We start from the raw sequence: 11,246 nt of genomic DNA on the forward strand, positions 1-11,246 counted from the left end.
TATGGTACGGATTTGCAGTATGCTTACTCACAAAACCGGCAAGCGCTTCGGCCTGGGCTTTTCTTAAACCTTTATGCTGGCCTAAATGAGTAAGATGAGTGGTGGTAATTGTAAGTGTTCCCCCCGGCGGAAGCGTTACATCCGCCTGAAAAGCCTTGCGGTCGTTATCCTCATGCACCACAGGCAAATCAAAGCTGCCGGTTTCGGTAAGTGGGTAAACAGATAATATACCCACCCCGGATGTACTGTTAACCAGGTGGCCTTCAAACTGGCGCTTTTTCGGCCTGCCGGGTAAAAAGCAATAGTTCATATTTAATTCCTTAGCCAAAAACTTTAGGGTATCGGCATTAGCATCTTCACTATAAAAGCATTCCTGGCAGGCTATAACATGGGGTTTTAAGTCGTTTAACTGTTTTGCAAGTATGCCCATGCGCACCCGGTACTCACCATCACATTTCCACGTATTTATGGTGATAATTTTAACATTTTCCACATCAGCAATATCAGCAATCTAAATTGTACAATCAACATTTGGCAATTATTAGCTGATGATTGTGTTTAATTAAGCAATTGACAGACATCAAACAGGGTAGTGGTATTTTATCCTGAACAGTTAACTATTGAGACTGTTCATCTGCTTTTTGTTTAACAATAAGCTTACAATGGTTTTCGGCAAATAGTGTTTAATTTTATCACAACCAAAATAAAAATTATGGATACTTCACTTTTTGAATCGGTTGATCAGTATATAGGTAACCTGCTGGGCGATGAAGATGCCGTGCTGAAAGGCACATTGAAATCAATGAAGGATGCAGGTATTCCCGGCATCAATGTAACAGCCAACCAGGGAAAATTTTTGCAGGTGCTGGCCCGTTTGAGCGGTGCCAAAAAGATCCTGGAAATAGGCACGCTGGGTGGTTACAGCACCATTTGGCTGGCCCGTGCCCTGCCTGCTGATGGCCAGCTGATCACTCTTGAACTGGAACAGGCTTATGCCGATGTCGCCCGCCAGAATATCATCAAAGCAGGTTTAGATCCTGTAGTTGATATTAAAGTAGGCAAAGCAATGGATAGCCTCGCCGCTCTTGACGCCGAAGATGAAGGCCCGTTTGATATGATCTTTATTGATGCCGATAAACCACCCTATACCGAATATTTTGAATGGGCGCTTAAGCTTTCAAGACCGGGTACCCTTATTGTTGCAGATAATGTGATCCGCGAAGGCAAAGTGCTTGATGATAACTGCGATGATGAGCGGGTTACGGGAGTGCAGCGTTTTAATAAATCCCTTGCTGATAATAAGCAGGTAACAGCTACCATTATTCAAACGGTAGGCTCCAAAGAGCATGACGGTATGGCTATAGTGGTTGTGAAGTAATTGACGTACTATTCCGCTGGCCTCATAATTAAGGAAAAAAGTGTGGGATTGTGCGATTCCCTCCCTTGGGAGGGTGTAGGGAGGGGTTTTACCTTTAAGTTTAATCATTTGATATCGTATAAACCCCTCCCTGTCACTACACATTCCAACGCACCCCTCCCGAGGGAGGGAATTAATAAAACTTCCAAATAGCTTTAGTTTTAAATAATGTATATCAATTGCTTAGGGGATTTAACCTCATGTTTATCAACCTGCTATTGCACGGCATAACTCATCATTATGCCGTATAGAACTTATTTTTCTTATGTTTACTATCCGATAGTATAATTGGATTGTTAATTTTAGGATCATAAGCAAGGGGACGAAATGAATTTTGGCGGAGTTACTATAAAGGATATTGCTAAAGAGCTGGGGATCTCACCTTCAGCGGTTTCCAAGGCGCTTAAAGACAGTCACGAAATTGGTGAAAAAACTAAAGCGCTTGTATTGGAGTGTGCCCAAAGGCTCAACTATCAGCCTAACCTTAATGCGCAAAGTCTTAAACGGGGCAATAGCAAATCTCTCGGCATTGTAGTTTCAACCATCGAGAACCAGTTTTTTTCGCAGGTGATCAACGGTATCGAATCAGTTGCGCATAGCAAGGGGTATAATGTGTTCATTACGCAAACCCATGAATCGTATGAGCTGGAAATGCAAAACGTGAGGCACCTGACTTTTCGCTCTATTGATGGCTTATTGATCTCCCTATCAACGGAAACCAATAATATCGATCACCTTAAAAACCTTCATGAAAAAGGCTTGCCTATAGTTTTCTTTGATAGGGTAAGCGATGAAATTGATACGCATAAAGTAGTTGCCGATAATTTTGCCGGTGCGTATGATGCTACAACACAGTTGATTGAAGCAGGCTATCGTAAAATTGCCCATATTACCAGTTCGGTAAACGTATCCATTACTGCCGAACGGCTAAAAGGGTATAAAAAAGCGCTTGAACAACATGCCATAGAGCCTGATGAAAAGCTGATCAAATATTGTCCGCACGGGGGTAAAGACCTTGCGGAGATTGAGAACGCACTAAGTGAGCTGTTTGCCAATAATAAGCCCGATGCTATTTTTACAGCATCCGACAGGATCACTACCACTACCTTATCGCTTCTGCATAAATTAGGTTACCGGATCCCTGCCGATATCGCTTTGCTTGGTTTCACCAACACTCAGTTGGCCGAAGTTTTAAATCCTCCGTTAAGTGCCGTATATCAGCCCGGTTTTGAAATGGGAAAAAAGGCTACAGAAATGCTGATCAGTATTATTGAAAGTAAACGACCTGTTACTGAATTTGAAACAACCGTATTACCAACACAGGTTTTTATTCGCGCTTCATCGCAGCCGGTAAAAGCGTAACCTGAACGATGTTGGTTTCATAATAAATGTATTCTTAACATTTGTTGTTTTTGTAAGATCTTTTACAGACTTTTAGCGCATTATAAACCAAGATAAAACCTTTTATCCCTATGAAAAAACTGTTCAAAGCCTGTTTGTTGTTACTCTTATTTTCCAAAGCCGCTACTGCGCAAAGCACCGGCGATAAAACGTTTACTAATCCAATATTGCCATCGGGTGCCGATCCCTGGGTGATCTATAAAGACGGATTTTACTACTACACCAATTCCACAGGAGGCAATATCGTTATCTGGAAAACAAAGGATGTTACCAAACTAAGCACCGCGCCTAAAAAAGCTGTTTGGGCACCACCGGCTGGTAAGGCTTATTCAAGAGAGCTTTGGGCACCCGAACTGCATTTTATAAAAGGGAAATGGTATGTGTATTTTGCTGCAGATAATGGCGATAACAATAATCACCGCATTTATGTACTGGAAAACAGTTCTGCCGATCCTACTGAAGGCACCTGGGAGTTTAAAGGAAAAATAGCCGACAGTACCGATAAATGGGCCATTGATGCTTCGGTATTTGAAAATAACGGAAGCTGGTATATGATATGGTCGGGCTGGGAGGGAGATCACAACGGTCAGCAAAATATCTACATCGCCAAAATGAAGGATGCCCTGACCATTGGCAGCGAACGGGTAAAAATATCAAGTCCGGCTTATCAGTGGGAAACTAACGGCGATCTGAACGATGCCGGTAACCCGGCTCACGTAAGCGTAAACGAAGGCCCCGAAATATTAAAACATAAGGATAAGCTGTTCCTGATCTACTCGGCCAGTGGCTGCTGGACTGATTTTTATGCCTTGGGGATGCTTACGGCCTCAAAAAACAGCGATCTGTTGAACCCTGCATCATGGATAAAAACAGAGCAGCCAGTATTTAAGCAATCGCCCGAAAATAATGTTTATGCGCCGGGACATAACTCCTTCTTTAAATCGCCCGATGGCCGGGAGGATTGGATCCTTTACCATGCCAATTCAAATCCTAATGAAGGTTGCGGTAACAAACGTTCACCTCGGGCACAAAAATTTACTTGGAATAAAGATGGCTCACCCAATTTTGGTGTGCCATTGAAGGATGGTGTGCCTTTGGCTGTTCCGTCGGGGACGAAGTAAACAGTTGTATAACAACATAGCTTAAAAGACCGTCATTGCGAGGTACGAAGCAATCGCGAATTGTGCAGGTGCATTTGCATAGCTGCTCTGTAAGTAGGGGATTGCTTCGTACCTTATAATGACGTGGTTGTAAGTTATTGATTATCAATAGTATTTTTTAACACGTCATCACATTTTTTTTCAGGATTTCCCTGATGGTTACTCGCAATGACGGTCTTTTATTGTGCTATCAGTTTTCTTGACAAATATCAATTCCCTTCTTATCAAACATCAATGCACAGGTTATAGCGCCGCGGTAGATTTGTATCAACAAAAGAACGATACAAAATGTCAAAAACAATTTTTATAACCGGAACAAGCACAGGATTTGGTAAACTAACCACAATAACCCTTGCAAATGCAGGCCATACTGTTATAGCAGGTATGCGCGGAATAAATGGTAAAAACGAAGCGGTTGCCAAAGAACTATCGGCCCTGCCCAATGTTGAAGTGGTTGAGGTAGATATTACCGACGATGCTTCAGTTAAAGCAGCTTTTGAATATACTTTAACCAAATATGGCCATATCGACGTGCTGGTGAACAATGCCGCGGTTTCAGGTTTTGGCTTATTGGAAGGTTATTCAATTGATCAGATCAAACAAATGTTTGAAGTTAATTTTTACGGAACCTTACGCACTATCTTCGCTGTATTACCTGGGATGCGTGCGGCTAAAAACGGACTTATCATTAACATTACATCAGGTGCAAGCGGGCATACACTGCCATTCATGATCCCTTATTTCGCATCAAAAATTGGTGTTGAAAGCATTACCGAAGGTTTGCAGGATGAGCTTGCAGCGTACAATATCGAAAATGTAAGCATCCAGCCGGGCGTTTATCCAACCGAAATGAATAACGGCAGCAAAGCAGGAGTACATGCCGATAAGCCTGAAATTATTGCCGAATACGGCGAGGCTTCTGCACAACAGTTCAACGCTATGGGCGCAGCCCTGTTCAGCAAAATGGCCGAATTTAATATGGATCCGCAAACCATTGCCGATGGTATATTGCATTTGGTTGAAATGGAAAAAGGCTCTCGTCCGTTGCGTTACCCGCTTGATGCCGTTGCACAAGGTACCGACCAGGAATTTATTGATGCCCGTGCCGCTATCAAAACCAAATGGTTGAGCAAATACTCTGCATAATTCAATCAGAAAAATATGACTTGAGCTAAAGCAAATATCCCCGGATAAAGGGGATATTTGCTTTTATATGTTTGAGATATTTAAAGAGTACATCAGCCAGAAAACAACCCTCACCGAAGCCGAATACGCTAAAATTGAAGCCGTTTGTATTTATAAAAAGCTTCGTAAAAGGCAATACTTGTTGCAGGAAGGTGATGTTTGGAAATATAACGCCTTCATAACCAAAGGTCTTGTGCGTTTTTACAGCGTTGATGAAAGCGGCCGCGAAAACATAGTAAGTTTTGCTAAAGAAAACTGGTGGACCGGCGACCGTGCAAGCTTGCTAACCGGCGAGCCTTCTAAAAATAACATCGATGCTATTGAAGATACGGAACTGGTACTGATCACCAAAACAAATTTCGATAAGCTTTGCCAGGAGATACCGGCCCTAAATGATATGGTGAACGCCATCATTAACAAAAGCTTTATCACCAGTCAAAATCGCATCCATTCGGCAATTAGTTTTACAGCAGAGCAAAAATATCTTGATTTTGTGCAGAGATATCCTGATCTGTCATTAAGGGTGCCGCAGGCCATGATCGCGTCTTATTTAGGCATTACCCCCGAAACTTTAAGTCGCGTACGGAAAGAAACTGCAAAGAAGCATTAAGCTTCGTTGCGTACCATGGTGATGTTTTTCTCTTTTGCTTCCTGTAGTACCGTTTTTCCGTATTCGGTAAAGTACTGATGGTGTTGTAAGGCCCGCAGGTTTAAGCTTCGCCATTCTTCATCACTATAATGCTTATCCAAATGCACTTCCCATTCTTGTCTTAAGTCACTGGCAAAGTCTGGATAGTTTTCAAGTGCGAAATGCCGCATATCGGCATCACAAATAATTTGCTGGATAAGATTTTTGGGCGATTGCGGAATTTTTGTGGCTTCAATGCAATCCCATACCTGCTGTATAAAATCATTGTTGTAGTGGTGCTGCATTAAGAAAGTACCGGCAATGATCATGCTGGTATCTTCATGGCCTTTGTATTGGTAAAGGTATCCTGTATCATGAAACCAGGCTGCTACTATTAAAATATTTAATTCCTGCCTTTTTAGTTTGCAGTGCCCACCAATTTCAATAGCTGCATTCACAACCCTTTGGGTATGCCCAAGGTTATGAAAATACATGGTTGGCGGAAGGTTTTCTTCCATCAATGAGGTAACGTAGGCCGCGGCCCTTTTTACTATACTTATCGCAGGCATGTGAATGATGCGATACTACCCTCACATTCTGTAGAAAATCTGGATAAATGTTGGCAGAGCTATCTCTCAACAAAAAAATGACACTTTTATCTTATTGGTGTAAACATGGAATTTGTGTTTTTAAGCCGGATTTTAATCATGTACTTTAGATACATAATTATTCATAAATGAAAAACACACTTCAAATAGCACAACTTTATTTTCGCTTTGCTTTAGCTATAGGATTTCTGCTTCCTGTGGCCGATCGTTTAGGTTTTTTGGGGCCGGCCGGGCAAAATTCGGTAAGCTGGGGCAGCTGGGATAATTTTGTAGTTTATACCAATACCCTGATGCCGTATATGAGCCGCTCGTTAGCCGGTGTAATGGGTTTTTTAGCGACAGTGGGCGAGGTGTGCATAGCCATCATGTTTATAGTTGGCTTTAAGATCAGGACTGCTGCATATGCAAGTTTTGCGCTTACGTTCACTTTTGCTCTTTGCATGACCTTATTTTTAGGCGTTAAAGCACCCTTTAGTTATTCGGTTTGGGCCGATAGCGCAGCAAGTTTAATGCTGGCGGGCATTTCTACCTATCGCTGGAGCATTGATTTTTTATACGATGAAGCATAATGCCAAAAACTTAAAACCATTAATAAGATGAAACCACGCTTTAATCTTTTACAGGCTGTTCCGCAGGCCTATAAACCTTTTCTTGAACTTGATAAAATGCTGTCTGATACCCAACTGGATAAAATTCAGCGGGAAATGATCAAAATTCGGACTTCGCAAATAAACGGCTGTGCTTACTGTCTTAATGTGCATACTAAAGACGCTTTAAAATATGGCGAAAGGCAGGAACGCATTTTTGTAATGAGCGCCTGGCGCGAGGCCCGTAATTGGTTTAGCGAACAAGACCAGGTGATACTTGAACTTACAGAACAAATTACTTTAATATCGAAGCATGGTGTAAGCGATGAGCTGTTTGAAAAGGCAGTTGCCACGTTTGGCGAGGTCACCGTAGCGCAGATCATATTGGCCATAGTATCTATGAACGCATGGAACAGAATGGCCATATCGTTTGGCAAACATCCTGAATAAACAGACAACCCTATAGGTCCCTGCTTTTAATCTTTGTTTTTGAATTTATCAAAGTAGCCGGTTATTAATGCGGGGCTTATTTCGTCGGTAAGCAAGCCAATATAATTGTCGGGCCTTATCAAAAGATATAGGTTGGATTTGACACCTAACTTTTGCCAGCCTTCATTAAGCGGTAGGTTAACTATTTTAATATAGTCCTTTAAAAGTTCGGGGAGATGATCGCTATCCCAATTGCCGTCGATGCACAACAGGTGAAATTTTGCTTCGGTAAGCAAATTATAAATACTTTGCAATTTACCATCGATCTCCGTCATAACGTACGGGCACCTGTCGCCGGCACTAAACTGGAGTTTCTGCTTGATAAACTGCAACGACAGCGGGCTTTTTTTATACGAGTACCAGATCTGCGAAAGTACCCTGAAAATACGTCTTGTTATCCATTTGGTTGATAATACCAGGCGTAAAATATAAGGCATCAAATAGGTGCGTAACAGATATATAAACCTGTTACGCCCCGTCATGAAGGCGAATATATTATCCGTAAATTTCATGAGCCATTGGGCAAATGGGTATCGCTCGGTGTGGTAGGTATCTATCAGCTTTTCTCCGGTAATACCCTTCAGCACCAAAGCCAGCTTCCAGGCCAGGTTGTGTGCATCCTGCAAGCCGGTGTTCATACCCTGCCCGCCTGCCGGGCTATGAATATGTGCGGCATCGCCCAACAAAAAGCAGCGGTTTACCCTGAACCGGTCAACACAGCGATGGTGCAGTTTATAAATAGAAAACCAGTTCAGTTTTTCAATGTTCAGCGGCAGTTTTACATTTTTGATGATCACATCTTTCAGATCATCAAAACTAACATCATCGGTGCCTGCAAAACTTTCGGGCAGTGTACCCAGTATACGGTAATTGTTATCTCCATACATAGGGAAAAAAGCACAAAAATTAGTGCGGGACAATGAAGCGATGAGCTTGTTTACCGGTTGCTGCCAGTTAAGCTGAACATCGGCAACAAAAAACTTATTTTGATAGGTACCACCATCGAAATTTAACCCCAACTGCTGTCTCACCAGGCTTGATGCACCGTCACAAGCCAGGAGATAGGAGGCTTTAATAACTATTTTTCTGAATGGATCGCTTTTGTCATAGAGGTTAACCAGAACAAAATCTTCATGTTGTTCAAAACTTAACAGGCTGGTTCGCCATAAAACATCGCGGCCTGTTGTTTTTAGCTGTTCATAAAGCAGTTCCTCGTTCTTAAACTGTTCAAACGCCTGCAGGTTGGGGAAATCTGTAAGACCATCGCCGGCTTCAGCTGTTTTGAGTGTTGCTTTTTCACGGCCATTCATATAAATGGCAAATTTGCTGATCAGCTCTCCCTGCTGTAAAACTGCATCAACTATGCCCATCTGTTGGTAAATTTCCATGCTGCGGGCAGTAACCAGCATGGCCCGCGACTCGTGAGTGGGCGCAGGTTTGGTATCAATAATAATAAAATCAATGTTAAAGCGGGCCAGCTGGCAAGCCGCCATTAAGCCGGTTGGCCCGGCACCGATAATAATTACCTGTGTATGCACAATATGTTACCAGGCTTAAAAATAGATGTAATTAATTTGCAGAACAATAGGCATTCACTGCTATCTCCAGTAGTTGTTTGCTGCCGCTATTGTGGCAAATTCGGTTGCTACTGTTTGGCCTACGGCAATGAGCATAGCGGCATCCTCGGCGTAAACGCCCCTGAGCCTGCCGCGAATTTCAGCATCGGGTTGGGTTACTTTGATAATAAGCCTTGCCATTTTTACAGCAAGCTCGCGGCCTTCCTGTGGCGTTGCGGTGATCAAAGAGTCGCCGGGGATTAGTTGTACTGATTCTGACATGGCGTTGAGTTTAATTAGTTAATGTGCGTTTATTAAAAAACAGGTTGTAATACCGTTCCTCTTTTCTTGAAGTCAGAAAAGCTGATGCCTGTAGTGTTTTTAAAAAATTTACTAAAATGGGCCATGTCGCAAAAGCCCAGCTCGTATGCTATTTTTTTCATGCAGTTATCAGGGTGTATGGCCTGGCGTTTAGCCTCGGCCGCTACCCTTTGCCTGATGTGATACCCCGCCGGTTGGCCAGTCAGTTTTTTTACTACCTCGTTGAGATAATTAGGTGTTACTGATAACCTGTCGGCATAATCGGCTACCATTTTATATTCTTTGAAGTTTTTATCAAGCAGGGCCATGAAATTTTGGAAAATGGCGGTATTTCGCGACTGTTTTGGCGCTTGCTCCATTGATTCCAACTGGCGCGAAAGATAGATCAGGAAGATCTTGAAATAACGTTTTAATATTTCGGCACGGTAGAGGTTATGCCTGCTATATTCTTTCATCATTATTTCGGTAATATCACTCATGTCATCAGCCAGTTCGCTGTTAATGGTAATCACTTGCGTTTGGCTAAACATTTGATAAATTGGAGTATATACAGGTTCCCTTCCATAATCCTCTATATCCGGAAAGGAATCGGTGAACGATATTACATAACCCTGCAGGCCGCTGCTGAATTTAAGATCATGCAGCTGGCCGGGCTTTATCAGCAGTAGCTGATTAGTGTTAACAGCTTCTTTTTGTAAATTGAGCCTGTAGTAACCATTTCCGGCCACAATCCATATCAGCATGAAATAATCATTGGGAAGATCAATGCCATTTTCTTTTATCCACTCAATGGTATGGATCTTAAAGGGGAGGCAATTGGATGCTTTCTCAAAATGTAGCGGTGCAAAATCGTTAAATTGTTTCATGGCTGCTCAGTTTAAAGCTTGTAAGGCATGTGCCGTAACTCTAATTTCGTGCCGTTATTTTTATTGTATTGATAATCAGTAACTTGTGTTGTTTTTAAGATGGCGGTTCTTAACGAAATATCATTATATACCTTGTTAAGGAGCGAAATATCGCATCTTTTATATCCGTATTACTGACCATATAGGTCGCGTAATTATCGCATGTTGACAGAACGTGGGTGCTTAAAAGATATCGGGAAGAGCTATGAAAATTTGAGTGTTTTTTTCTGCTGATGACTGAGATAACATTAACCGCTTTACATGGACGAATGGAAAAGCCTAAAATTAGCAATGGTGATATGTAATATTTTGATTTTTAATTATATAGCTTAATAAAGCTTTTATTGTAAAGGCTGCGGATACAATACGTAATTTATACATCAAAATCCGTATTTAATACATCGGTGGGGTTTAGGAAGCATATTATTTTTATAAGTTGAATTTGACCGCAGGTTTATACAGGCAAGGCCGTGTGTAGCGATCAAAATCTGTTAGTTTTAAGACTGATGATAAAAATAATATCAAGTGAATATCAATATAAACTCGCCCCGGTTTTATTGTAAGCTGATACTTACAAGCTTTTTGCACTTGATATCCATAAGTGCCGGGGCGCAGCAGTATGGTCATACCACTAAATATATTTTATGGGTCAAAGGGGGAGGAGTTATGACTAACGGGGATCTTATAACCATCAGTATCGCCATGCTTACCATTTCTGGCGTTATTTATATTGGTTACCGGGAAAGGCAACGGAGCAATAAACAGTTGCAGTTACAGCAAAAGGAGATCAGCGAGCAGGATCAGGCCTTGCAGCACCTAACTGCAGATAAAGACCGCCTTATTGACGAAAAAGATTGGTTGCTGAAAGAGGTGCATCACCGGGTAAAAAATAACCTGCAAATAGTGATGAGCCTGCTTAATACCCAATCGGCATTTTTGAAAAATAATGCGGCGCTTGCGGCCATTCGTGAAAGTCAGAACCGGGTACA

The 11,246-nt window shown here is 42.0% G+C and carries 13 protein-coding genes; 8 read left to right on the top strand and 5 right to left on the bottom strand.

Translation table 11 applies throughout. From position 1 onward, the window contains the following. Positions 1-493 (bottom strand): hypothetical protein (locus tag VF500_RS04090; protein WP_330858448.1); only part of this gene is annotated, 493 nt, incomplete at its 3' end. Positions 494-712: 219 nt separating this feature from the next. Here VF500_RS04090 and VF500_RS04095 point away from each other — a divergent pair. From VF500_RS04095 to VF500_RS04115, 5 genes are all read left to right on the top strand, one after another. Further along, positions 713-1,378, top strand: a complete 666-nt coding sequence (locus tag VF500_RS04095) for an O-methyltransferase (protein ID WP_330858449.1) — start codon at positions 713-715, stop codon at positions 1,376-1,378. A 366-nt stretch (positions 1,379-1,744) separates the two neighbouring features. After that, the gene (locus VF500_RS04100; protein WP_330858450.1) at positions 1,745-2,779 is read left to right on the top strand and encodes a LacI family DNA-binding transcriptional regulator; all 1,035 of its coding nucleotides are present in this window, start codon (positions 1,745-1,747) and stop codon (positions 2,777-2,779) included. Positions 2,780-2,889: 110 nt separating this feature from the next. Further along, complete coding sequence (locus tag VF500_RS04105) at positions 2,890-3,939, top strand: glycoside hydrolase family 43 protein (RefSeq protein ID WP_330858451.1); 1,050 nt, start codon at positions 2,890-2,892, stop codon at positions 3,937-3,939. 327 nt (positions 3,940-4,266) lie between these two features. After that, positions 4,267-5,124 (top strand): SDR family oxidoreductase, encoded by an 858-nt coding sequence (locus VF500_RS04110; RefSeq protein ID WP_330858452.1) that lies wholly within the window; start codon positions 4,267-4,269, stop codon positions 5,122-5,124. 67 nt (positions 5,125-5,191) lie between these two features. Beyond that, a complete protein-coding gene (locus VF500_RS04115; RefSeq protein WP_330858453.1) occupies positions 5,192-5,773 on the top strand; it encodes a Crp/Fnr family transcriptional regulator in 582 nt (193 codons plus the stop codon). On the opposite strand, the gene VF500_RS04120 is transcribed toward VF500_RS04115, so the two are convergent. Then, positions 5,770-6,360 (bottom strand): HD domain-containing protein, encoded by a 591-nt coding sequence (locus VF500_RS04120; protein ID WP_330858454.1) that lies wholly within the window; start codon positions 6,358-6,360, stop codon positions 5,770-5,772. The two genes, VF500_RS04115 and VF500_RS04120, sit on opposite strands and share 4 nt — an antisense overlap. A gap of 167 nt (positions 6,361-6,527) precedes the next feature. Here VF500_RS04120 and VF500_RS04125 point away from each other — a divergent pair, with 167 nt between their 5' ends. Next, positions 6,528-6,968: a DoxX family protein gene (locus VF500_RS04125; protein WP_330858455.1), complete on the top strand. Its 441-nt coding sequence runs from the start codon at positions 6,528-6,530 to the stop codon at positions 6,966-6,968. A 27-nt stretch (positions 6,969-6,995) separates the two neighbouring features. Next, a complete protein-coding gene (locus VF500_RS04130; protein WP_330858456.1) occupies positions 6,996-7,436 on the top strand; it encodes a carboxymuconolactone decarboxylase family protein in 441 nt (146 codons plus the stop codon). Positions 7,437-7,462: 26 nt separating this feature from the next. Here VF500_RS04130 and VF500_RS04135 read toward each other — a convergent pair whose 3' ends face one another. From VF500_RS04135 to VF500_RS04145, 3 genes are read right to left on the bottom strand one after another with little or no spacing between them, the layout of a single operon-like run. Next, a complete protein-coding gene (locus VF500_RS04135) occupies positions 7,463-9,013 on the bottom strand; it encodes an FAD-dependent monooxygenase (RefSeq protein ID WP_330858457.1) in 1,551 nt (516 codons plus the stop codon). Positions 9,014-9,073: 60 nt separating this feature from the next. Then, positions 9,074-9,313, bottom strand: coding sequence for a hexameric tyrosine-coordinated heme protein (locus tag VF500_RS04140; RefSeq protein WP_330858458.1), 240 nt, complete (start codon positions 9,311-9,313; stop codon positions 9,074-9,076). A gap of 32 nt (positions 9,314-9,345) precedes the next feature. After that, positions 9,346-10,218 carry a helix-turn-helix transcriptional regulator gene (locus VF500_RS04145; protein ID WP_330858459.1) on the bottom strand — a complete coding sequence of 291 codons (873 nt, stop codon included), beginning with the start codon at positions 10,216-10,218 and terminating at the stop codon, positions 9,346-9,348. Between the two features lie 564 nt (positions 10,219-10,782). Here VF500_RS04145 and VF500_RS04150 point away from each other — a divergent pair. Then, the coding region (locus VF500_RS04150) for a histidine kinase dimerization/phosphoacceptor domain -containing protein (RefSeq protein WP_330858460.1) at positions 10,783-11,246 on the top strand (464 nt) is incomplete at its 3' end.

The sequence above is a fragment of the Mucilaginibacter sp. genome (assembly GCF_036383575.1).
In the GTDB taxonomy this organism is placed as follows: domain Bacteria; phylum Bacteroidota; class Bacteroidia; order Sphingobacteriales; family Sphingobacteriaceae; genus Mucilaginibacter.

What these genes read in the sequence shown, in the direction of transcription:
- VF500_RS04095 (WP_330858449.1), top strand. Translation starts at nt 713, where the DNA reads ATGGATACTTCACTTTTTGAATCGGTTGATCAGTATATAGGTAACCTG.
- VF500_RS04100 (WP_330858450.1), top strand. Translation starts at nt 1,745, where the DNA reads ATGAATTTTGGCGGAGTTACTATAAAGGATATTGCTAAAGAGCTGGGG.
- VF500_RS04105 (WP_330858451.1), top strand. Translation starts at nt 2,890, where the DNA reads ATGAAAAAACTGTTCAAAGCCTGTTTGTTGTTACTCTTATTTTCCAAA.
- VF500_RS04110 (WP_330858452.1), top strand. Translation starts at nt 4,267, where the DNA reads ATGTCAAAAACAATTTTTATAACCGGAACAAGCACAGGATTTGGTAAA.
- VF500_RS04115 (WP_330858453.1), top strand. Translation starts at nt 5,192, where the DNA reads ATGTTTGAGATATTTAAAGAGTACATCAGCCAGAAAACAACCCTCACC.
- VF500_RS04120 (WP_330858454.1), bottom strand. Translation starts at nt 6,360, where the DNA reads ATGCCTGCGATAAGTATAGTAAAAAGGGCCGCGGCCTACGTTACCTCA.
- VF500_RS04125 (WP_330858455.1), top strand. Translation starts at nt 6,528, where the DNA reads ATGAAAAACACACTTCAAATAGCACAACTTTATTTTCGCTTTGCTTTA.
- VF500_RS04130 (WP_330858456.1), top strand. Translation starts at nt 6,996, where the DNA reads ATGAAACCACGCTTTAATCTTTTACAGGCTGTTCCGCAGGCCTATAAA.
- VF500_RS04140 (WP_330858458.1), bottom strand. Translation starts at nt 9,313, where the DNA reads ATGTCAGAATCAGTACAACTAATCCCCGGCGACTCTTTGATCACCGCA.
- VF500_RS04145 (WP_330858459.1), bottom strand. Translation starts at nt 10,218, where the DNA reads ATGAAACAATTTAACGATTTTGCACCGCTACATTTTGAGAAAGCATCC.